This is a genomic window from Methanolobus sp., from assembly GCF_016278385.1.
Taxonomy (GTDB): Archaea; Halobacteriota; Methanosarcinia; order Methanosarcinales; family Methanosarcinaceae; genus Methanolobus.
The window spans coordinates 87,928-109,650 of record NZ_JADQBY010000019.1 but is presented as its reverse complement, the minus strand read 5'-3'; the positions used below and the strand labels follow the sequence as shown (position 1 = coordinate 109,650).

The window sequence follows — 21,723 nt, the reverse complement described above, 5'->3', positions numbered from 1 at the left end:
GCTGCGGATACCGCACCAGTGAGCTCCTCGCGAGCACCCTTACATAACAGGCTTGATATAAAAACGTTGCGGATAAATCACCCAATATAAGGAACACATGCTAGAGAAGTTTAAGATACTAGGTAATAAATGAAATAGGGTGACCAACAAATAGATGCAAAAGAAAGAGATAATCTTTACCTCTCAATAGCATCCACCAGCTTAACCTATTTCCTTGCCATATGAAAGTAGTATCAGTATTGCTGACAATCTTCTCAGGGAAGACACACCTGAAGAAATTCTTAAGAAAATACCTGGCATTGGCACCTATGGACACCAAATCCTGCGTCTTTGCTTCATTAAATAGACCTTTTTTTAATATTTAGATGATGCAGTGAATTTCTCTGCGTACCCCACACCTTAAAAGCTCTTTTAAGATCAGGTCGTCTAAACCGTAATATAGTAAATACGGAATTACCAGAATGAAGAGAATAACTGAAAAGAATAGTACAGTGAGGCATTCTTCTCTTTTCATTGATTCTGGAAAGAGCCCCATGTATATTATTTTCCGGATTTTTAACCTATTCACCAACCAGGAAATTATCTCGTATCCTTCAAATGCTATGAATAGTACCTGAAATGAATACAGCCGTCATCTGGCACATCTGTTTAAAAATGCACATTCTAAATAATGCCCCATATAGTAACCCAAAATGATGTGTAACAGTAACACATTAAACAACGCAAACCTCATCATAATGACAATGAGCACTTTTTCGATATCGGCAACCTATATATACCAAAGAACATATTAAAAAAAATAGAGTAATGTGTGCAATACCATTGCATAAAATTTATATTAATGTGTGATGGTCGCAAATCATCCCCGTGATGAAACTGAAATGCACCCTGAAAAAGCAAAACGGAGTTAATGGAGTATGAGCGGATCAGGGGATCCTAAGACCATTCGGAGAAGTAGCCTTGCTTTAAAAACCAACGTAATAGCTGCAGTTGCCTTTATTCTGATAATCCTCACAGGTAGTGCTGCACTAAGCGGAGGATCGTCTGGAAATATGCCCGACGATACTGGAGAAGATCTGGCGGAGAAGAACATCCTTTCCGTACCATACTACAATCAGGGAGATACAAACTGGTGCCTTTACTATTGTCTTGCAATGATGTATGACCTCAATAACTGTTCTGTAAAACCCTGGGAAATAGCGGAATCTTTTGGCTCGGGACATAGTGAAACTTTCACAGAACAATATATCCCATATGATAATTCACTGCAAGAGCATGCAAAAAGAACAGCTAACCTCAACATGAAAAAAACAATCTGGGGATATAATCTGGGACAGTTCGATGCTGATAATTTCAATGAGGTTATACGAAACAGTATTGACAGGGGACAACCCATCCTAATGGCTTTCCAGTATAAGGTAGCCGATGGTACTAAAGAAGGACACGCAATACTTGCAGTAGGTTATGATGACGAATATATCTACCTGACAGACCCAAGCGGAGCAATCACTGCAGGTCTTTTCAAAAACACTGATGGACATATTGCAGTGCCCATCACGTGGGATGAGTTCAAAGAGATATTTTCCAGTAAGATAAACCCAGGAAACATGGCCTTTACCATTGAGACCTTAAATGATGCACCAGACAGCTCAACAGAAGGATCGCTTTACATAACTGACCACAGTAACAGTGGTTTTAGTTGCTTGAGCTTTACAGACAAGAACAACATCAATGATGTAGGTTTACTGAGATTTGACGGAAAATATGAAAACGGATACACTGTAGTCAGTAAAGAAGATGTAACTGCAGAAAGGAAACCTTCCACACAGGATTACATGTCAGTCCATTTTACAGTTTCAAATCCTACGGCAACCCAAAAAGAATACACTGTCAAAAGTAACGTGATTAACACAAATACTGGTGAAGTAATGGAAAGTTTTTATTTCAAAATAGATGTGAATGTTGCTCCTTTTGATGATGTTTCAAAAGGCATCAATTATTCAAATCAGCTTGAATTTATCCCTGCAAACGATTACAGAATCGTCTTAACTCTCCAGAATGAGAGTATGAGCATCGTGGATTCAGTTTGTATTGATCTATGTGTTGAATAAACTGTAAGGTTGGAACAAAAAAAGTACACTAACTTTTGTACTATTAGATCAACGAAGAGTTAGTACCATTTTTTTACCTGCTTCAAACGCTTTCTTTAGAAGAAGTTCATTCTTTGAAACTGATCCTCTGGAAAAGTACCCAGTTACAGGAAACTTTTCCAACACATCATAACCCAGGGCTTCAAGAGGCATTTCTAAGGCTTCGAGCGCAAACCCCATTTCTTTAATATCCAGTTGCTCACAAACTGAAAATACAATTGCTTTTCGCCCCTGACCAGCGAGATTACTTGAATAATTCCGAGGATGTTCGTTTGTGAAATTGTAATACGGATAGAGTCTATCGATGAATGCTTTCATCAAAGCAGTAACGTTATAGTTGTAAGTAGGAGAACCAAGGATTATACCCTTAGATTCATTTATCTCAGGATAGAGTAAGCTCATACCATCATGAAACTGTGTGCATACACCGGTTTTTCTGCAGGCTTCGCAACCAATACAGAATTCAATAGAATAGTCCCTTAACTGAACTTTTTTTATATTAGCACCTGCTGATTCAGCTCCTTTCAAAAAACTGTCAAGCAGTAGATCGGTGTTCCCATTTTTTCGAGGACTTCCACCAACCCCAATAATTTTTATTTTGCTCATCTTATAATCTTATATTTTAACCATATTATACTTTGCCATTAGTGCGATTGCTGCTCATCCCTTCGCAAAAACAAAGTTATTAACAAACATAAAATTGGTGCGGGAGGTGCGATTCGAACGCACGAACTCCTACGAGACAGGGTCCTAAGCCCTGCGCCTTTGGCCAGGCTGGGCAACCCCCGCAAAAAGAAGTATTGGATAAATATACCCTTTACTTATTAATATTGCGGAGTGATGATTTTACTATTTTCCCCGGACACTACTTTTTGAAATCTTCTTCTCCCTGAGAATTCGCATTTCACCAAAGATCATTACCATTACTACCAAAAACATCATGCCATCTGCAAGTGGTGTTGCAAACCAGATCCCTGTCTGCCCGAAAATAACAGGCAGAGTAAACAATAAAGGCAGTAGGAACACCAATACTTTCCCAATATGTATGAAAAGGGCATGCCATATCTTATTCACTGACTGGTAGTATGTAGCATTAACAACTATAATGCCCTGCACAAGTAGCGATGCCATAAATATCCTCATGGCCTCCACAGTGATCTCAAGCAGTTCCGCATCATTCGGGTTAAAGATGCCGACAACTCGCTCCGGGAAAAGGAAAACAATTATAAAACCGATGAGTCCTACCACAAAACCTGTAATCATGGCAAGTTTCAATGCCTTATGGACTCTGCCATAAAGACCCGCACCGTAATTGAAACCTATTATCGGCTGCACTCCCATGGCTATACCCTCAAAAAGCATGTAGAACATGGAGAAGGAATAATCGATAATTCCAAAAGCTGATACTGCAAGTTCAGACCCATACTTAAGTAATACAAAGTTATGAGCCAGCAGCAACAGAGATATGGAAAACTGCATTGCAAATGAAGGAACACCACTTCTCAGTATATGACATATTATACCATAATCCAACCCCATAGTACCAGGCAGTACACGCAAATTTGCCCGACTGCTCAAGAGATGAGAAGCCAGCATTATAGCTATCATTGCAAAAGCGATTATTGTAGCAATAGCTGCACCGGTCATCCCCATTCCCAGTTTCACGATGAAAACATAATCTAGAAGTATATTTGTCAGAACTGACACAATCATTACTTTCATTGCAAACACAGGCCTGCCATCATTCCTGACAAGAGGGTCAAGGGCAAGGGAAAAGAGTATGAAGATAGCTCCCGCAAAAATAATTTGCAGATAATCTTTCATCATTACACTTACAACACCCTGTGCTCCAAGGATATGGATCAAAGAATCTGTAAAGAGAATACCCAGAACCGTAATGAGAACACCGATTACAATTAACATAGAGAAAACATTAGACACTATTCTGACAGCCCTTTCACGATCAGACCTTCCAAGTTCAAGTGCCACAAGAGTTGAAGACCCAACACCAGCCATAATACCAATAGCAACTATCAGCATTATTAGAGGAAATGAAAGTGTAATTGCTGCAAGCCCCTGGCTACCCATTACATTTCCAATAAAAAAACCATCCACTATAGTCTGTATACCAGCAACTATGATGCCAGCAATAGCCGGGAATGTGAAACGGCAAAAGAGAGACCAGACACTGTCGTTACGCAATTGGTGATCATTTACCATCCTCACCACCCTCAAGATTAGCGTCGATCTTCTGCCAGAGTTTTACAAAAAGAGAGAATTCATCATCATCATCAAGGATATCCTTTATTTTTGCGTATAACCTTGCATCGGCAAAGTCCTGGAACTTGATGATCTGTAACCCTTTTTCAGTCAGACTCAGCAAAGTCACTCTTTTATCACCAGGAGACGAATTGATAATCAAAAGTCCTTTGTTGGCAAGTTTATGAACCATAGCACTTGCAGAAGGCTTGCTTACATCCATTGTGCGGGCAAGTTCCGACAGAGAGGGAGTACCCAGAGTATGTACATTCTTAAGATACATGTAAGCATTGAGGCTCAAATCCCCATATTCCCCCGAAAACTCGAACTCTTTTAAAAGACGATTGTAATAATCATCGATTTTCTCAAAGGAAAATGCCATTTCTGTTTTTTCAATCATGCTGGTTAGTAAGCCTAACTAACTATATAATATATATGGTTAAAATTATAAAATATAGTCCCAAACATTAAACTGATTTAAACATTGAAAGAGCCCGGTTACGCTCCTGCTTATGATCAACTACGGCTTGAAGATAATCGACTCCAAGAAGCTGCTGCCCTTTCTCAAGAGAATGAATGACTTTTGGATCTACTTCTGCAAGCTCAGGAATCCATTCTTTAATATACAGGCATTTCGGATCAAACCTCTTCTGCTGAGTCCAGGGATTAAAAATGCGGAAGTACGGTTGTGAGTCTGCACCAGTAGATGCTGCCCACTGCCAGTTACCATTATTCACACAAGAATCATAGTCCACAAGTTTGCTGGCAAAATAGCGCTCTCCCCATTTCCAGTCAATATGCAAGTCTTTCACAAGGAAGGAAGCAACAATCATCCTTACACGGTTATGCATGTAACCAGTTGTGTTCAGTTCCCTCATGCCTGCATCAACTATTGGAAAACCGGTTTGCTCTTTACACCATGTATCAAAAAGTATTTTATCATCAGACCACGACAAAGCATCGAATTTTTCCTTGAAAGCATGAGTGAAAACATATGGAAAAGCAACAGCAATATGAGTGAAGAAATCACGCCAGTGAAGTTCATTTATCAGAGTATGCCCTCCATCAAGTTCATTTCTCACGTAGTGATAGAATTCACGTATCGATATCGTGCCTAATTTGTTATGAGCGGAAAGTCCGGTAGTTCCACGTATTGAAGGATAGTCACGTTCATTATCATAGTTCCTGAAGTGTTCCAATTCCTGAAGAACAGACAGTGCATAGTTTCTGCCACCTTTTGTGAAAATAGATTGATTTCTTTCACTTATAAAATCAGAAGGCTTAACCTGTTTTGCGTTTATAGATCCGGAATAAAAAACCCCGCCTTCCTGCATTACAGGAAGAGGTATCTCTTTTTGTGAAGCTTTTTTGAAGAACTGGGAGAACACCTTATAGGGTTTGCCCTCATTAGTGAGCACAGTACCCGGCTCGTGAAGAAGGGAATCATGACATGTGAAAACTTCAATATCAGCATCTTTGCATATTTCCTGAATAGTACTATCACGCTTCTTGCTGAAGGGAGTATAGTCCTTATTGAAAAAAACAGCATTTATATCCAGTTCATCTTTCAGGTTTATTATTACATTTTCAGGAAGTTCAGAGAATAAGAAAAGACTTCCACTTTTTGAATTTAATTGCTGTTTCAGGTCTTCAAGACATTCCAGCAGGAGCTGAAAGGAATTATAGTTGAAATGCTTCCTTTGCTCATCTGCAATCCTCGGGTCAAAAATAAAACATGGAATTACCTCATCCGAGTTTTCCATTGCCAGGCTTAGGGCAGTGTTATCATCAACACGCAGATCACGCCTGAATATGAAAAGGGATCTTGTATAAGGTTTTGCCAATCAGTCCACCTCGATAGCAACTTCATTACGCTTCAAGGCAGGTGGGACCCACGGAGGATTGTACCGCATTAGGAAAAACTCTCCTTTTGTAGCAACACCATTCACATTTAGTTGTGAACTAAGAATATAACGCTGCTGTTCAACAACTTTGTCATTGACATATCCTGAAAATCTTATTGCAGCCAGCTTCCTGGCAGGTACAGTCTTTATTGAGATATTCGGAGCATCGGGCTCAGGAGCATTGTTTACATCATAGCCAGATGGTAGTATAAATGACATGTTAAGAGTAGTACCCTGATCAGATGTGATTACCGGAGAAGTCATGCTTATTTTCAGGTTTTCACCATTCTTGCCTGAAATATAAGATGCAAGTGATGAGAAAACAGCACCTGAATCTTTTAATGATGTGGATATAACTGTCATTTCCCCATACTGCCGGACCTCAACGTTATTGTCCAGTTCATAAAGAACCTTGTATTCAAACTGCTCAGTTACCATTAAAACATGCACCCCTGCAAAAAACCATGAAACTACCATGACAGCAAGCACTGTCAATAAAGCAAAAATGACTCCTGCTTTATCCATTAAAGTAGATTACTTTGAAAGTTAAAAGAGTATTTGGTTCAGCCTGAAGATTGAAAATGTACTATATAGTTTGTGTAATCTATGGGAAAAACCTAGATTAATTAGATATATGCAACAACCATGTTCTCACCTGTGATCGAAGCCTTGATATTTGACATGGACGGTGTGCTTATAGATTCGATGCACCTGCACGCAAAAGCCTGGAAAACTGCTTTTATGGAATCAGGCATAAGCATTGATGAGAGAGAGATATTTGCTATGGAAGGTGAAAATGACGCAGGGATCGATGATCGAGCGTATTGTGAATAGTTAAGTATGCTACAAGGCAGCATTACTTTTTTGTAAAACAGAATATGCAGACATACACAGTACAATGAAAGTATTTTTAAAAGATAAAAACGTATGGATACCAGTCAATTTTTTTGTTGTGGCTATTTTTTGGTGTTAAGATGAAAGTTATGATATTTGTCTGCGGAGAAGGACTGGGACATACCAGCAGGTGCATCTCAATTGGCAAGGAGCTTGTGAATGCAGGACATGATGTCCATTTTGGTGCTTACGGTTATTCCATGGAGCTAATCCAGCGTAAGGGTTTCAAGACACATGAGATTCCCTCTGAGATCACGCTTGTGGGAATGGCAGGTTCCCTGAATATGAAGAAGTCCATTCTTGCAACTTTCAAGAGAGGCCAGTTCCTTGGCATTATCAAGATACGCAAACTGCTCAAGAGGACAAGACCGGATGTTGTTATATCGGACAGTTATTTCATGGGAATGATAAGTGCCAGAACACGTAGCATCCCCTGCTACCTGATAGTTAACCAGTCTAACATGGAGGAGTTCTTCAAGGGAAAGGGAGTGTCCAGCAAAATTCTGGCTGAGGTAGTGAAGAAGTTTTACACCGGCTTGTTCAAAATGACTGATAAGGTGATCATCCCAGATTATCCCCTGCCACATACGGTGTGCAGAAAGAATCTGGAATTTAAGGATAAGACATGGAAAAAGGTGTTTTTCAGCGGCCCCCTTATCGGAAAAACTTTTGAGGAAACCACGGCAAAGGAACTTAACCGCCCGCATGTGCTCTGCACTATCGGTGGTTTTGGATACAGGGAACCGATATTCAGAAAGGTTATCGAGGCTGCGGGCATGGACAGCAGTATCAACTATACCCTGCTTTCAGGCCCCAGCATTGACCCTGCCAGCCTTGGAACTCTGCCGGAAAATGTGACTGTCCTGAAGTTCATTGATGACCAATTCCCATATATGAAAGCCTCAGATGTCATCATCGCCCCGGGAGGTCACAGCACCATGATGGAAGCCCTGAGCTTTGGAATACCCATGATATCCGTACCCGACAAAAAACATAGTGAACAGCAGAACAATGCTCTGGTTATCGAAGAGGATGGTTTGGGAAAGAAACTGGAATATTCCGCATCTCCTGAAGATATACTCAGGAACATCAGGCTGCTTATTGATGATGAGAAGTACAGGAACAAGCTTACTGAGATGCGGGAGCAGGCAGTGAAGCTGAATGGACCGGTGGCTGTAAGGATGATGGTGGAAGAAAAGCCAGACACAGTTAAATAAAAAAAGCAATACAGAAAGGAAAGGCAGAGTTCATACTGTGGCTGATGGAGATTTTTCAGGATATGCATCTTTTTGGAGTAGTCAATGAAAGTGATGATATTTGTCTGCGGAGAGGGATTAGGCCATACAAGCAGATGCATCTCAATAGGAAAAGAAATGATATCTTCCGGGCATGAGGTTTATTTTGCTGCTTACGGATATTCCATGGATTTTATTGAACGCAAGGATTTCATCGCGCATAAGATACCACCAGAGATTACGCTTATAGGCAAGGCAGGTTTCCTGAATGTAAAGAAGTCCATTCTTGCAACTTTTAAGAACTGGGAGTATATGCCTTCAAGATGGGGCCTGATCAAACTCAGGAAACTACTCAAAGAAATAAAGCCGGATGTTGTTATATCAGATAGTTATTTCATGGGAATACTGAGCGCAAGATTACATACCATACCTTGCTACATAATAGTAAACCAGTCAGATATGGAAGAATTCTTTAAAGGAAAAAGTTTGTCGAGCAAAATCCTGGCTGAGATCGTTAAACTGTTCTGCACAGGCATGTTCAAGGTGGCAGATGGCGTGATCATTCCGGATTACCCGCTCCCACATACAGTATGCAGGAAAAATTTGGAATTTAAGGAAAATATACAGAAAAAAGTATTCTTCAGCGGTCCACTCATTAGTAAGACATTTGAAGAAACTACTGCCAAAGAACTAAAACGTCCCCATGTGCTCTGCACCATCGGTGGTTTTGGGCACAGAAAACCTATTTTCAGAAACGTTATTGAAGCCGCTAGCATGGATAACAGTATCAACTATACCCTGCTTTCCGGACCAAGCGTTGATCCTTCAGACTTCGACACCATACCCGATAATGTGCATATTCACGAGTTCATAGAGGACCAGTTCCCGTACATGAAAGCTTCTGACGTGATTATCGCCCCCGGTGGCCACAGCACCATGATGGAAGCCCTGAGCTTCGCTGTCCCCATGATCACCATCCCCGACAAAAACCATAGCGAACAGCAGAACAATGCTTTTATTATCGAGAAAGATGGCTTGGGAAAGAAACTGGACTACTCCGCATCTCCCGAAGACCTACTCAAAAACATCAGGATTCTTATTGATGATGAAAGGTATAGAAACAAACTCATTGAGATGCGGGAGCTGGCAGTGAAATTGAACGGACCTGTGGCTGTAAGGATGATAGTGGAAGAACATTATTAGAGTTTACAAAGTCTCTGATACCCATATTAGGCAGAAAATAATAACATTTCTTTTGTAGAGTCAAATATTGCATATATACCGAGAGGAATATATAATATATGGTGTTTTATATAATAATTATTTACTTACTAATTCTTTAATTTATTTAGCATAAAAGATAGCATTTTCGGGGATTAAAATTATGCAAAAAAGAGGGTCTCAATGATTTATGGTGAAATGGATTTTCTAGGAATTATTGATATTCCACGCATCAATACGATGTTCTGTATCAATAATGCACGCTGGAATCAGTGGAAAGTCACCCTTAATGACGAGTATCTGGAAATACAGACATCCTGCAACATCCTCACTATTAAGTTTGAAGATATACTAATTGTTGACCGCATATTGCCACAGGCTATTCTCAGTAAGATCCAGAACTCCAGCAAGTATAGTTCAGTTATAGCCATTGATTACAAGAAAGATGCAACCTTTGGCACAGGCAAAGTAGTTGATTCCATGATACTTGCCGGCAAAAAATCGAATATTTTCAATTTGAAATACCTGTTGATGAGTCTTTTAGGAGTGAAGGCTGATCCGCTGATAGGAAACATGAATCCACAGGATATACGTTTGCTATTCCTTTTAGCTTCAGGAATAAATAGTATGGAGATGCTGTTACCCATTTGTGATGGAAACCAGGAACTAATAAACAAAACCTTCGCATCCCTAAAAACAAAGAAACTTGTTGACGAATATGCCACCGTTACCTCCCTTGGAACTGAAATGATAGACAGGATGAAAGGTATTGAAAAAAAGAATCTTGGTTCAAATGTTCTGGAAGATTATGAGGATGTTTCCACCATGTGGAACTGTCTGGACACTATGAAAGTAGGTAATGAAGAAACAATCAGAACAATGTGGAAATGTGGTGGCTCAGCATTATACGGAGATCTGGCCATAGAAGATATTAAAAGATTTATTAGTTGTACATTTATCAAGGAAATCAGATTGAAAAATCCAGAGAACACTTCTACCATGGACCTTGATATGACTATTACAGATGGTTCTAAAATATTACTGAGATCACGAGACTATTCGATTCTTATTGCACTCTACGGGATCCTGAACAAGGAAGAAGATATTCAGATACGCATTCTTTTCTGTTTCTATCTCGGTTATACGATAGAACCGGATGTATTGAGACTCCTTGATATACCCCTTCCACTCTACGAAAACCATTTCAAGATACTTGCATCAAGTAGCCTGATAAATGTAGATAGTAAAGAACTGACAAATGCTGGAGTGAATCTTGTCTCTAAGAAGATCATTGGCGATGTTTCTGTTCTGTTCAAATGGGTTAGTTTTGAGTATAAAGCTGAAAACTTTAAAAGAATCGAGAATAGCAGAATGGCATGCGCTAAAAAGAAAGTTCTCGATATACTGCAAAATAAATATGATCAGAGAAACAACCTCGTGGAAAATCCCAGATCATGATATGATAATCGTCCCCTGCAGTCATAATATAATTAATCAGCGTCCGTAATTCTTCTTGTAGTGAATGCTTATAGCTATCCCAAATAATCCTACTACGACAAAAAATATAATGTGACTAAGGATACTAACATCAGATACCAGATTTCTAAGATTATTGTGAAAATGATACCCAATTATTATAAGAGCGGGATAATAAACCAATAAAGCCAATAGATCATAAAGAACAAATTTACGCCATGATACTTTTGCAGATCCTGCGACAACCGGACCAAGAACACGGAGACCTACGATTAAACGTAATGTAAAAATGGTTTTTCCACCATGGTTTTGCATTAAATTTTCATACCTGGCAATCTTTTTTTTATCAGCAGTACGATCAAGATGCAAGAGCAATTTGTTGCCATGTCTACTGAGCCAGTATAATACCAGATCGCCGAAAGAACCAGCTATCAAGCTAACAATAATAACGATCCACAGGTTTCCAAACCCCAGGCTAACAATGTACCCTACAGTAAGAAGAAGAACTTCTTCCGGCAATGGTATAAAATGTCCTAAAAAAGCAAGAGTTATGAAAATTCCGGCATACGATAAATGCTCCAGATAAGGTACTAAGAATTCCCAATTGCTCATTGTAATTAATAAGTAACTGAATGTTTAAAAAGTCTCATAGACAAGAAACTGTAAAAAATTAGCATGAGAAGTTGCATACGACACATAGGTCATTCTGCAACTTCTTATCTTTTCTAAACCCCGGTATTCAAACTGCTTGGTCCAGTGTTCTTAGCCAATGTAGTATGTGACCTGCACGGACATTGAGACTGTGGACTCTCCCGGCTGAATCGGTGTGGAAACTCCTCCGGTATCCATTGCTGCTTCTTCCACATCCATTGCATAGTATACTCTGGAATCACTACTGTCACTTACGGATGCTGTCTGTACGCCTGCGATCTTAAGACCCAGACTGCTGGCAAGTGAATCTGCCTTCGACTTTGCATCGGCTACTGCTTCATCCATGATGTCTTCACGAAGCTGCTTCTGCATGTCGTTAGATACAGAGAAGGAGATGCTTCCGATCTGATTGGCTCCTGCGGCTGTGGACTTGTCGACGATATCGCTCAGCTTGTCGAGATTGGTGGTTGTGACCTGCACGCTGTTGGATGCGGAATAACCTGTGATGGTCTGTCCCTTTTCATAGTCATAGACTGGGTACACGGAAACATAGGATGTCTGCATTTCCCTGTCTTCCAGACCGAGAGCTTTGAGTTCTGCCAGGACAGCACTCATAAGGGCGGCATTCTCGTCAGATGCTTCCTTTGCCGTCTCGGCCTGGATCACAACACCAATGCTCACGGTGGCTGTGTCAGGTACAACTTTCTGTTCAGCGTACCCGCTCATGGTTATTGTGTCTACTGCGTTCTGTTCGGACCCACTCTGAGAGATGGCGTATATCGTTAACGACATCACTACCAGTACAATTGATAGTGCGATTATTGCCAAATATGATTTATCGCTTTTAATTTCAGGTGACATTTACATATCCTCCACTTTTGGTGCTTTTAACCGGCAATTATGACCGGTATTACATGTTATAGAAGGACTTGCACATATTAAAGAATTGGCTAAACTTCAGATTGAGTTGTAGTTATGTGTGGTGGTGGGAAGTGTGTTAAGGAATTTGTAGAATAAAATGGAAATTAATGAGAATCGATAATAGTAAATATAGGCTACTTAGCACCTCTAAAATACCGATACAATTGAGATGGTTTTCATTACATTTATCTGCAATCAAAATAGATTGTTTTTAATGCTTCCTAAACTCAGTCCTGATCACAGAATAGAAGGACTCAATGATGTAACTGTCTGCGACTTCTGGGCTTGGGCGTATTCCGACATTTTAAGCAACCGGAACAGGTCTATTTTTGCAGAGTTTCTTGCTGGCCTGGCACTTGGAATTACAGATAATTCCCGTATCGAGTGGGATGCAATCGATTTACGATATAAGACTTTTAAGATAGAAGTAAAATCGGCTGCATATCTGCAAAGTTGGGAACAAAAAAAGGTTTCAAACATAAGATTCGATATATCCAAAAAGAAAGCATGGGATGCTTTTACCAATGAATACAGCAAAGACTTCACCCGTTTTTCTGACTGTTTTGTTTTCTGCCTTTACACAGAAAGGGATAAGAATTCAGCAAATGTCCTTGATACTGGCAAATGGGACTTTTATGTGGTTTTAACTAACGATTTGGAAAGCAAGTTCAAAGATCAAAAGAGCATTGCATTGTCCAGAATTCAAAAAATCTGTGAACCAGTTAAGTTCAGTAATTTAAAAAACAGGATTGATGAAGTGTTAGCTAAGAGTTCTACTGAAAAAGAAAACGTTATCTTTTGATGGTTCTAACTACATAATATGGTACTGATTTTTTAGTTCCTATATCGTTGAAGCTTATAAGGGTGCAAAACAATAGGTGAGCTCCCCTATGCGCCTTATACCGAAGGATAATGCTACATCTAAAATGCTGATGAAAGCTGATTTTTACTTTCACTATTAAAAAAAATACTGAAAATGTGTAGTTAAGTTCCATTAAATTATCCATTTATATGTTTTTCAAAATCATAAAATACTTTCACCATGCTTACATTTCTTATAAATAGTGTAAGAGCTATTTCTATTTATCATTTTCAAAATGGTTAGTGTAGACACAAGAACAATATAAAGCTCTAAATGTAAAATGAGCATATTTCGATAAATTATAGAGGTAGCATATGAGTTACACCGCAAATTTTACCTCAGTAATATTATTAAATTCATTGGCAGATACTTATAAACAAGCTATAAAAGAATGGACATATTTTGGTGAGCAGCACCTGTTAGAAGAAGATGAGTCTGATTCCAGATGCATATGTGGCCATGTAATAAGAGATATTAGGATTGTAAGGAATCGTTCTAATAAAAAAAAACTGGAGATTGGTAACTGTTGTATTAAGAAATTTGGCGTCGAAAGAAAGCATTTTAATGGTTCAAAAGAAGCTTATCTATTTATGGCCTTGAATATGGTAAAATCTCCTGGATCAAGGGATTATTTAAAATATATAACTACACCCCGTATTAAAAATGGTGAAATGTTCACTCACCTTGATTTAAAGGTTTTAGAGAAAGTTACGGGACAAAAAAGCAGATTCAAACCTTATGAATCTTCTGCAAAGGCAAAAAAGATCATGTCTGATGGATTATTTGATTTTTAAATTTGATTAAAGTATTTGATAATGCCTTATTCCTGTATCCGTTGTCTGTTTTACATAATTAACTGAGGAACACACGAAAGATACTCTTTCCTCACTAATTCCGGGTCAAATTCCAGATAATTATTCGCCATGTCTTCTTTTTCAGAGAATCTCCTCTGAGCCATTTAATGTAAACTTCCTGCATCCCTGCAACTATACAGCAAAGAAAACTAAACATAAGTAGGGATAATTAATATTCTACAAAAAGTGCAAACTCTTGAAAATGACAGTTAAACAAAAAAGTTAAGTGCGCCGACCGGGATTCGAACCCGGGTTTAAGGCTTGGAAGGCCTCAGTCATAGCCACTAAACCACCAGCGCACGATGGACAACCAATACAGTCTTTTTTCAGATATAACGTTTTCGCCTGATAATGAATATTGCAAGGAATCGTATATAAATCAGAACGACATTCACAATGTCGGATGGAACAGGAAACTGCAGACATAGCAATCCTGACAGAGAGCAGCACCGACATGGACCTTCACATCGAATCAGTCAGCCTGAGAAAACTAATACTTGATGCCGTATTCCTTCATCACACAGGCAAGAACATCAGGTACTTCGGCCCCGATGACCGAAAAAGAAGACGCGGCATCCGGCGCATGAGCCGCAATGCCAGATAATAACATAAAATCACAGAGAATACTGATCCTTAAGCTCTTTTATCCTGTCACGAAGTTCCGCTGCCATCTCAAATTCAAGATTCTTGGCGGCAAGGTGCATATCAGCCTCAAGGTCAATGATAATATCAGCGATTTCCCTCACTGACGCATCCTCAGCAATTGCCATAACACCAGAAGCAGGCTGATATTTATCACCCTCCACAAGCTCCTTCTGCAAAGCCTTGCGAATGGTTGTCGGAGTAATACCATGCTTTTCGTTAAATTCAGTCTGGATCTTGCGACGCCTTTCAGTCTCATTGATTGCACGTTCCATAGAACCTGTTATCCTGTCCGCATAGAGTATAACACGACCTTCCAAATTTCTGGAAGCGCGACCCATGGTCTGGATAAGAGAACGTTCCGAACGCAGGAAACCTTCCTTGTCTGCATCCAGAATAGCAACAAAAGCAACCTCAGGGATATCAAGTCCCTCTCGCAGGAGGTTGATGCCTACAAGCACGTCGAAATCCCCTTTCCTCAGCCCCCTGACTATCTGCGCCCGTTCGAGAGTATCAATATCGGAGTGCATGTATCTTACCTTAATTCCAAGTTCCAGCAGATAGTCTGTGAGGTCTTCCGACATCCTTTTGGTCAGGGTTGTCACCAGAGTCCTGAAACCCTGGGCAGTCACCTTACGAATTTCACCAATGAGGTCATCCACCTGAGTCTCAACCGGCCTGATAGTAACCTCAGGATCAATAAGCCCAGTAGGACGGATGATCTGCTCCACAACTGCCCTGCTCTTTTCAAGCTCATACTCAGCAGGCGTTGCTGAAACATAGATCACATCATTAAGCCTATTCTCAAATTCATCATAACGCAGTGGACGATTATCAAGAGCCGAAGGCAAACGGAAACCATACTCAACCAGAGATTGCTTCCTGGCCCTGTCACCATTATGCATCCCACGTATCTGCGGGATGCTTACATGTGACTCATCGATAACAACAAGATAGTCCTCCGGAAAGAAATTCAGCAATGAAGATGGAGCCTCGCCGGGACGGCGGCCGTCAAAGTGACGGGAATAATTCTCAATACCACTACAAAAACCAAGTTCCCTTATCATCTCCATATCAAACTTGACCCTCTGCTCAAGCCTCTGAGCCTCAAGAAGTTTGTTCTCCGACCTTAGCACAGTCAACCTGTCGTGGGATTCTGCCTCAATAGTCTTAAGCGCACTTTCAATATACTCCTCAGGCATAACAAAATGCTTTGCAGGATAGATACCAATGGACTCGCCCGGAAGCACCTCTTCCAGCACCTTCCCGCTGACCGGGTCAAAGTAAGCAACCCTGTCCACCTCATCACCGAACAATTCGATTCGGATACCATGTTTCTCCTGAGCAGGGAATATCTCAATAGTATCACCCCTCAAACGGAAAGTCCCCTGAGTGAAAGCGATATCATTCCTTTCGTATTGTATGTTGATCAGCGATTCAAGAAAAGACGGCCTGTCAATTTCCATACCCGGAGTTATCATCACCGACATTGCCCTCCACTCATCAGGAGAACCAAGGTTATAGATACAGGAAACACTGGCAACAACAATAACATCTTTGCGTTCAAGCAAGGATTTTGTTGCAGAAAGCCTCAACCTGTCAATTTCTTCATTAACGGATGAATCCTTCTCTATATAGGTATCAGTTGTGGGAATGTAAGCTTCTGGCTGGTAGTAATCATAATAACTGACAAAATATTCCACTGCGTTATCAGGGAAGAAATCCCTGAACTCAGAGAACAATTGTGCTGCAAGTGTTTTGTTGTGGGCTATCACAAGAGTTGGCTTCTGCACATTCTGTATAACATTGGCTATTGTGAATGTCTTTCCGGAACCGGTCACACCAAGCAGTGTCTGGTGTTTTTTCCCAGACAGCAGACCCTCAGTCAGCAGGGATATTGCTTTAGGCTGGTCACCCTTTGGACTATACTCTGAAACTAGTTTGAAAGGACGCATCAATGTAGGTATTGAACCAAACGTGTATAAACGTATTCACAACTTAGATGCGTGCGGATTCTGCTTGTGACAAATACAAATTACATGTTCACATAATCACGGCGTCACCACAATTAACAGGATTGTCAGCAAAATATCAAAGTACCTGGAAATGCAGCACCACCATAACAAATACGAGAACAAAAACCAGAATACTAAGAATAAGTCCTGAATTAAAAAACCTGAGACCGTATGGAAACAGATATAGTAGATTTAAATTAAAACATTATTTAAGAGGTTTAAATCTACTTAGTACTGAAACCTGTGATGAACAGGTACATCAGACATCTCTTCCATCCGGGCAGAAAATTCAGGCTCATCAGCTATGTAGTGATATTCACGTTGAGTCCTGTTGCCCCTACGATCAAGAAGATTCTTTCGATACATACGGGACAGGTATGTTGATACGGTACTCTGTTTAATGTCACCGTACACTCTTTCATAGTGCCTCTGCACATCCTGTGAAGAGAACCACACACGAGGATACTCGTATTTAAGGAATAGTTCAAGCCGCTCGCTAATCGTCAGCGACATGTCATTCAACCTTTCCTGAAGCATCGGAGTCCTGCGGCGTGCAGTCTGGTTTAGATGTGAAACAGCCGGTTGAGCATGGGAATTAGAGATTACAGATGGGTGGACCGTAGATGCCATAGCTTGTACCGGCTGCCCATATCCATACTGTTGCAGCCCCACAGGAGGTAGATTTGGCTGCACGTATTGCAGCGATTGATAATTTTGATTAGCAGGCTGTTGCGAATATGCCTGTTGGAATTGCTGTTGCATTACAGGCATCTGAGATTGTTGAACCGGTTGCTGTTGCTGTTGTTGGTACTGATGATCGGTTGCCTGTTGCATTGGTTGCTGGAACTGCTGCGGATACTGTGAGTGAGCCTGTTGTTGCTGTACAGGCTGGAACTGTTGCGGCGAAGCAGTCTGCTGACCAGGTTGTTGAATAGAAGGTACCTGTTGCTGAACAAATTGCGGTTGGTATGTACTCTGTTCAATCACATTTACCTTAGAATTAGATGAATTGGATGAAGGTTCGGAAATATGTTCAGTCTCGTCTTCGACTGTGTCCAAGAATGCCAGAAGGCGCCTTTTCCAGTGCCTTCCCGCAAAATTGACATTTGCGCTTTCCATGCCATCGTCATCGATGATCTCAAGCCGAACCTTCATCCTTTTTGCCTCTTTGCGGATCCATTCATCCCCTCAGATATTGATGGATTCACAAACCATTTATCCCCTCAGACATATGGTGTTGCTCTTTTTAATTTTGATCCGTTGTTTTGTGAACACATCAGGAACACACTGTTACTATGTGCTTCACAATTACATACATGTGCCTAATATTATATAAATATTCCCTCTAATATTAGTATGCAAATGTATAATGCTAAATCAAAGCCTTATTTGACTTTTTTTTAGCAATTAAAGCATTTAGCACAGAATAAGCATCTTTCAGCACATGCTTACAATATAAGAATTGAAATTATGGTAGATAAATATTTCGTCTTTTGTCGATTTTTAGCAACTATTAGTAGTATATATCTGTTAAAAACAGATTATAATCTATTTTTTTGAAAATAAAGCGATAATTACACCCTTTTTTGAAAATAGAGACATATTCAAAGGAAATTAAGTGTTTTTAGTGATTTGGCAAAAAATTATTATTTTTGCATGATTCTAACATATTTCTGAAAAATTATAAGAAAAAACACCATGCTGCAAACAAAAACACAATGCCCTTTTTCAGTTGGTTTTATATCCGATGATACCCATATTAAGTCCTTATGTCAAATAGTAGTGCTGAATCTCCAGTTGACACCAATAACTCAAAGATCAAGACGCAGATAGACTCTGAAAAAGATATGGAGTCCATGATTCATGAGATGGAGTTACTTAAGATCAACAATGAGAACATGCGAGCTAAGCTTCTTGAAGCAAGCATGCTGGCAAATAATTATCTTGAAGAAACTAATAAGCTCAAAAGACAGATAGAGCAGCTTACCACTCCACCACTTTTTATTGCCACGGTCATGGAAGTTGATAATGGACGGGCACTTATCAGGCAGCATGGAAACAACCAGGAAGTTGTGACAAAGATACCTGCTAATATTAATGTTGAGGCAGGGATGAGAGTTTGCGTGAATGCCGCATTCTCTATTATATCTATAATATCCAGGGCTGCAGATGTGCGCGCACAGATTATGGAACTGATCAACTCCCCGGGAATTGATTATGATATGATCGGCGGTCTGGATGATGTGCTAAAAGAGGTTATTGAGTCTGTGGAACTGCCGCTTATTGAACCTGAGCTTTTTGAGAAGATCGGTATTGAACCACCAACTGGCGTACTTATGTACGGCGCACCAGGAACGGGCAAGACACTTATTGCAAAAGCAGTTGCCTCAAGGGCGAATGCAACGTTTATACGAATGTCCGGTTCTGATCTTGTACAGAAGTTTGTAGGAGAAGGTGCGCGCCTTGTGAAGGACGTATTCCAGATGGCCCGCGACAAGTCACCATCCATTCTTTTCATTGATGAGATCGATGCGGTGGGAGGCATGCGCACACACGACGGCACGACTGGTTCTGCGGAAGTCAACCGAACCATGCTCCAGCTGCTTGCTGAAATGGATGGTTTTGACGCAACCAGAAATGTAAAGGTTATTGCCGCAACCAACAGGATAGATCTGCTGGACCCTGCCCTGCTTCGTCCGGGACGTTTTGACCGTATTATAGAGGTCCCACTCCCTGATGAGAAAGGCCGTAAAGAGATTTTCAAAATACACACCCGCAAGATGAATCTTGCCGATGACGTAGACTTTGAAAGACTGGCAAGGATTACCAGCGACCTTAGCGGTGCAGATATAAATGTAATAGTTAAGGAAGCGGGAATGTTTGTCCTGAGAAGACGTGACGAAAGCATCACAATGAAAGATATGCTGGAAGCCTACGACAAGGTAGTCTCAGAAGAAGAGGAAGTTACAAGTCCACATAACATGTTTGTGTAAATCACAAACATACCTCTTTCATCCTAAACGAAAGCTATATATATTTTAAGTGACCTTCAAGGGTGCCGTTAGGTAATTCAACTTGCTCCGATAGTGTAGCACGGCCAATCATGCAGGACTCTCACTCCTGCGACTGGGGTTCGAATCCCCATCGGAGCACTATTCTACTTTTCAGATATTTTTGATTGATGAGCTAATACTCGCAGCTAATGCAACTTTTTTAATAACCCCACTTTGACATCAAAAATAATAAATGTGTCCTTAATCTTGTTGTAGTCGACAAACATACAATAAAAAATAACAATTATAGGATATATATTACAAATGATGATATATGCTTTCCTATCGGAACCATTCTGACTGTAAACCAATTCTATGATATCATCGCTCTTTCTACTGTTTTTGGATAACACAAATAGAATGGAATTGGCATCAATAACCTTTCGATCTGCGTGTTTTATGGCATTGCTTCAGCAATGCATTCCATGTTTTGCAACATACACAAGCTTACCCCCAATTTTTCTAAATACGATAAATATAAATATAACAATATACTAGTATAACAGTACGAACATAAATGCCACAGTACTAACAGTCATGGCTTCGTCAATCAACGAAAAGTAACAAGAGATGACTGCTTCAAATAAAAATATCTCTCTATCAAAATACAATATTTATAGCTGTATTCTTTTCGTGATCTAATAAAAAAGCATAATATGCAAGTATGTCAAGTGTTTTTATTTCAAAAATGAGAGAAGGAGAGGAGCAGATGATAAAGAAGAATATAGTTCAGTCAAAAGTAACCAGGAAACTAAATACACTCATGTGTTCCGTTCTTCCCAAATCATACAAGTATGCAGGCAAAGTGGTCAAGCTTACCAATAGTGTAGATTTTCCGCCTTTCGAAATGGCAAACCGAGATTTTCAATTTGGACCCATAGCTTACTTGCTGGCATATGGAGGAGATTTGTCAGTGCCTCGCATGTTACAGGCATTTCAACTTGGAATCATACCTTTTTTTAAGCCCGATGAGCCATATTTATGGTGGACTGCCGAAGAGCGTTGCGTCTTGAATCTAGGCAATTTGCATATTGAACGCAGTATGAGAAAGCTTCTCAAGAAATCCGAATTCGCATTAACTTCGGACCAAGCTTTTCCGGAAGTTGTTGAAAAATGCAGATCCATGCACAATGGATATCAATGGCTGAATCAAGATAGAATCCGTGCAATTCATCGTCTGCATGAGGCAGGATACGTCCATTCTGTTGAAGTGTGGAAAGAGGACACTCTTGTCGGCGGACTTTTCGGAATTCAGAGAGGGTATTATTTTTACGCAGAGTCTATGTTTACACTGGAGGCAAATGCCTCAAAGTATTGCTTTTTAGCAGTAGCCTTGCGATTATATGAATTAGGTTTTGAGTTTTTCGATGAAGGAATCTGGCCTACAAAACATATTGAAAGTACCGGAGCAGTGATGATTCCAAGAGATGAATTTCTGACTCGTGTACACACTGCAATGAATGATTCGGATGTGGTACTTGACTGGTCCGGTTTGTTTGCAGATTGGAGTCCTTCTGATGCCGTCAGGAAGTATTTGGAAAAACAGAACTATATGAAAGAAGAACAGTAGCCTCATTGGAGGGCTT

The 21,723-nt window shown here is 40.2% G+C and carries 20 protein-coding genes and 3 tRNA genes; 12 read left to right on the top strand and 11 right to left on the bottom strand.

The features are described 5' to 3' along the window. The first annotated feature begins 214 nt into the window (after positions 1-214). Complete coding sequence (locus QZZ23_RS08755) at positions 215-346, top strand: hypothetical protein (RefSeq protein ID WP_292468984.1); 132 nt, start codon at positions 215-217, stop codon at positions 344-346. A gap of 571 nt (positions 347-917) precedes the next feature. After that, a complete protein-coding gene (locus QZZ23_RS08750; protein WP_292468981.1) occupies positions 918-2,111 on the top strand; it encodes a C39 family peptidase in 1,194 nt (397 codons plus the stop codon). A 48-nt stretch (positions 2,112-2,159) separates the two neighbouring features. Here the strand turns inward: QZZ23_RS08750 and QZZ23_RS08745 are convergent, their stop codons facing one another. The 6 genes from QZZ23_RS08745 to QZZ23_RS08720 form a co-directional block, all read right to left on the bottom strand. Continuing rightward, entirely contained in the window at positions 2,160-2,756 is a 597-nt protein-coding gene (locus QZZ23_RS08745; RefSeq protein ID WP_292468979.1) for a flavodoxin family protein, read from the bottom strand. 95 nt (positions 2,757-2,851) lie between these two features. Next, positions 2,852-2,939, bottom strand: a tRNA-Leu gene (locus QZZ23_RS08740). Between the two features lie 60 nt (positions 2,940-2,999). Next, on the bottom strand, positions 3,000-4,370 hold the full coding sequence (locus QZZ23_RS08735; RefSeq protein WP_292468977.1) for an MATE family efflux transporter: 1,371 nt from the start codon (positions 4,368-4,370) through the stop codon (positions 3,000-3,002). Then, positions 4,360-4,809 (bottom strand): MarR family transcriptional regulator, encoded by a 450-nt coding sequence (locus QZZ23_RS08730; protein ID WP_292468976.1) that lies wholly within the window; start codon positions 4,807-4,809, stop codon positions 4,360-4,362. The genes QZZ23_RS08735 and QZZ23_RS08730 overlap by 11 nt, the downstream gene beginning before the upstream one ends. 67 nt (positions 4,810-4,876) lie before the next feature. Next, positions 4,877-6,253, bottom strand: coding sequence for a deoxyribodipyrimidine photo-lyase (locus QZZ23_RS08725; protein WP_292468973.1), 1,377 nt, complete (start codon positions 6,251-6,253; stop codon positions 4,877-4,879). After that, positions 6,254-6,838, bottom strand: a complete 585-nt coding sequence (locus QZZ23_RS08720) for a heme-binding protein (RefSeq protein WP_292468971.1) — start codon at positions 6,836-6,838, stop codon at positions 6,254-6,256. Between the two features lie 120 nt (positions 6,839-6,958). Here QZZ23_RS08720 and QZZ23_RS08715 point away from each other — a divergent pair, with 120 nt between their 5' ends. The 4 genes from QZZ23_RS08715 (at position 6,959) to QZZ23_RS08700 (ending at position 11,121) form a co-directional block, all read left to right on the top strand. Continuing rightward, on the top strand, positions 6,959-7,147 hold the full coding sequence (locus QZZ23_RS08715; protein ID WP_292468968.1) for an HAD hydrolase-like protein: 189 nt from the start codon (positions 6,959-6,961) through the stop codon (positions 7,145-7,147). Positions 7,148-7,287: 140 nt separating this feature from the next. Beyond that, positions 7,288-8,424: a glycosyltransferase family protein gene (locus QZZ23_RS08710; protein ID WP_292468966.1), complete on the top strand. Its 1,137-nt coding sequence runs from the start codon at positions 7,288-7,290 to the stop codon at positions 8,422-8,424. A gap of 84 nt (positions 8,425-8,508) precedes the next feature. Then, entirely contained in the window at positions 8,509-9,645 is a 1,137-nt protein-coding gene (locus QZZ23_RS08705; RefSeq protein ID WP_292468963.1) for a UDP-N-acetylglucosamine--N-acetylmuramyl-(pentapeptide) pyrophosphoryl-undecaprenol N-acetylglucosamine transferase, read from the top strand. Positions 9,646-9,846: 201 nt separating this feature from the next. Next, complete coding sequence (locus QZZ23_RS08700; protein ID WP_292468960.1) at positions 9,847-11,121, top strand: hypothetical protein; 1,275 nt, start codon at positions 9,847-9,849, stop codon at positions 11,119-11,121. Positions 11,122-11,157: 36 nt separating this feature from the next. Here QZZ23_RS08700 and QZZ23_RS08695 read toward each other — a convergent pair whose 3' ends face one another. Further along, positions 11,158-11,751, bottom strand: coding sequence for a DedA family protein (locus tag QZZ23_RS08695; protein WP_292468958.1), 594 nt, complete (start codon positions 11,749-11,751; stop codon positions 11,158-11,160). Positions 11,752-11,901: 150 nt separating this feature from the next. Continuing rightward, a complete protein-coding gene (locus QZZ23_RS08690; protein WP_292468956.1) occupies positions 11,902-12,651 on the bottom strand; it encodes an SIMPL domain-containing protein in 750 nt (249 codons plus the stop codon). A 229-nt stretch (positions 12,652-12,880) separates the two neighbouring features. Here QZZ23_RS08690 and QZZ23_RS08685 point away from each other — a divergent pair, with 229 nt between their 5' ends. Together QZZ23_RS08685 and QZZ23_RS08680 are read left to right on the top strand one after the other, a co-directional pair. Beyond that, on the top strand, positions 12,881-13,513 hold the full coding sequence (locus QZZ23_RS08685; RefSeq protein WP_292468955.1) for a hypothetical protein: 633 nt from the start codon (positions 12,881-12,883) through the stop codon (positions 13,511-13,513). A gap of 374 nt (positions 13,514-13,887) precedes the next feature. Continuing rightward, a complete protein-coding gene (locus QZZ23_RS08680; RefSeq protein ID WP_292468953.1) occupies positions 13,888-14,367 on the top strand; it encodes a hypothetical protein in 480 nt (159 codons plus the stop codon). Positions 14,368-14,654: 287 nt separating this feature from the next. Here QZZ23_RS08680 and QZZ23_RS08675 read toward each other — a convergent pair. Beyond that, positions 14,655-14,726 (bottom strand) — tRNA-Gly (locus QZZ23_RS08675). A gap of 104 nt (positions 14,727-14,830) precedes the next feature. Here QZZ23_RS08675 and QZZ23_RS08670 point away from each other — a divergent pair. Beyond that, a complete protein-coding gene (locus tag QZZ23_RS08670) occupies positions 14,831-15,031 on the top strand; it encodes a hypothetical protein (RefSeq protein WP_292468951.1) in 201 nt (66 codons plus the stop codon). Positions 15,032-15,041: 10 nt separating this feature from the next. Here the strand turns inward: QZZ23_RS08670 and uvrB are convergent, their stop codons facing one another. Continuing rightward, positions 15,042-17,024, bottom strand: coding sequence for an excinuclease ABC subunit UvrB (uvrB, locus tag QZZ23_RS08665; protein WP_292468949.1), 1,983 nt, complete (start codon positions 17,022-17,024; stop codon positions 15,042-15,044). Between the two features lie 288 nt (positions 17,025-17,312). Then, on the bottom strand, positions 17,313-18,239 hold the full coding sequence (locus tag QZZ23_RS08660) for a hypothetical protein (RefSeq protein WP_292468947.1): 927 nt from the start codon (positions 18,237-18,239) through the stop codon (positions 17,313-17,315). 614 nt (positions 18,240-18,853) lie between these two features. On the opposite strand from QZZ23_RS08660, the gene QZZ23_RS08655 reads away from it, so the two are divergent. The 3 genes from QZZ23_RS08655 to aat all read left to right on the top strand — a co-directional run bounded on the left by QZZ23_RS08655 (position 18,854) and on the right by aat (position 21,707). Further along, the gene (locus tag QZZ23_RS08655) at positions 18,854-20,077 is read left to right on the top strand and encodes a proteasome-activating nucleotidase (RefSeq protein ID WP_292468945.1); all 1,224 of its coding nucleotides are present in this window, start codon (positions 18,854-18,856) and stop codon (positions 20,075-20,077) included. Positions 20,078-20,161: 84 nt separating this feature from the next. Next, positions 20,162-20,236, top strand: a tRNA-Glu gene (locus QZZ23_RS08650). Between the two features lie 589 nt (positions 20,237-20,825). Continuing rightward, positions 20,826-21,707 carry a leucyl/phenylalanyl-tRNA--protein transferase gene (aat, locus tag QZZ23_RS08645; RefSeq protein WP_292468943.1) on the top strand — a complete coding sequence of 294 codons (882 nt, stop codon included), beginning with the start codon at positions 20,826-20,828 and terminating at the stop codon, positions 21,705-21,707. Positions 21,708-21,723 lie beyond the last annotated feature (16 nt).

Bases quoted from the DNA above. Each gene is read 5' to 3' on its own strand.
- QZZ23_RS08750 (WP_292468981.1), top strand. From the start codon at position 918: ATGAGCGGATCAGGGGATCCTAAGACCATTCGGAGAAGTAGCCTTGCT.
- QZZ23_RS08745 (WP_292468979.1), bottom strand. From the start codon at position 2,756: ATGAGCAAAATAAAAATTATTGGGGTTGGTGGAAGTCCTCGAAAAAAT.
- QZZ23_RS08735 (WP_292468977.1), bottom strand. From the start codon at position 4,370: ATGGTAAATGATCACCAATTGCGTAACGACAGTGTCTGGTCTCTCTTT.
- QZZ23_RS08730 (WP_292468976.1), bottom strand. From the start codon at position 4,809: ATGATTGAAAAAACAGAAATGGCATTTTCCTTTGAGAAAATCGATGAT.
- QZZ23_RS08720 (WP_292468971.1), bottom strand. From the start codon at position 6,838: ATGGATAAAGCAGGAGTCATTTTTGCTTTATTGACAGTGCTTGCTGTC.
- QZZ23_RS08715 (WP_292468968.1), top strand. From the start codon at position 6,959: ATGTTCTCACCTGTGATCGAAGCCTTGATATTTGACATGGACGGTGTG.
- QZZ23_RS08710 (WP_292468966.1), top strand. From the start codon at position 7,288: ATGAAAGTTATGATATTTGTCTGCGGAGAAGGACTGGGACATACCAGC.
- QZZ23_RS08705 (WP_292468963.1), top strand. From the start codon at position 8,509: ATGAAAGTGATGATATTTGTCTGCGGAGAGGGATTAGGCCATACAAGC.
- QZZ23_RS08700 (WP_292468960.1), top strand. From the start codon at position 9,847: ATGATTTATGGTGAAATGGATTTTCTAGGAATTATTGATATTCCACGC.
- QZZ23_RS08695 (WP_292468958.1), bottom strand. From the start codon at position 11,751: ATGAGCAATTGGGAATTCTTAGTACCTTATCTGGAGCATTTATCGTAT.
- QZZ23_RS08690 (WP_292468956.1), bottom strand. From the start codon at position 12,651: ATGTCACCTGAAATTAAAAGCGATAAATCATATTTGGCAATAATCGCA.
- QZZ23_RS08685 (WP_292468955.1), top strand. From the start codon at position 12,881: ATGGTTTTCATTACATTTATCTGCAATCAAAATAGATTGTTTTTAATG.
- QZZ23_RS08680 (WP_292468953.1), top strand. From the start codon at position 13,888: ATGAGTTACACCGCAAATTTTACCTCAGTAATATTATTAAATTCATTG.
- QZZ23_RS08670 (WP_292468951.1), top strand. From the start codon at position 14,831: ATGGAACAGGAAACTGCAGACATAGCAATCCTGACAGAGAGCAGCACC.
- uvrB (WP_292468949.1), bottom strand. From the start codon at position 17,024: ATGCGTCCTTTCAAACTAGTTTCAGAGTATAGTCCAAAGGGTGACCAG.
- QZZ23_RS08660 (WP_292468947.1), bottom strand. From the start codon at position 18,239: ATGAAGGTTCGGCTTGAGATCATCGATGACGATGGCATGGAAAGCGCA.
- QZZ23_RS08655 (WP_292468945.1), top strand. From the start codon at position 18,854: ATGTCAAATAGTAGTGCTGAATCTCCAGTTGACACCAATAACTCAAAG.
- aat (WP_292468943.1), top strand. From the start codon at position 20,826: ATGAGAGAAGGAGAGGAGCAGATGATAAAGAAGAATATAGTTCAGTCA.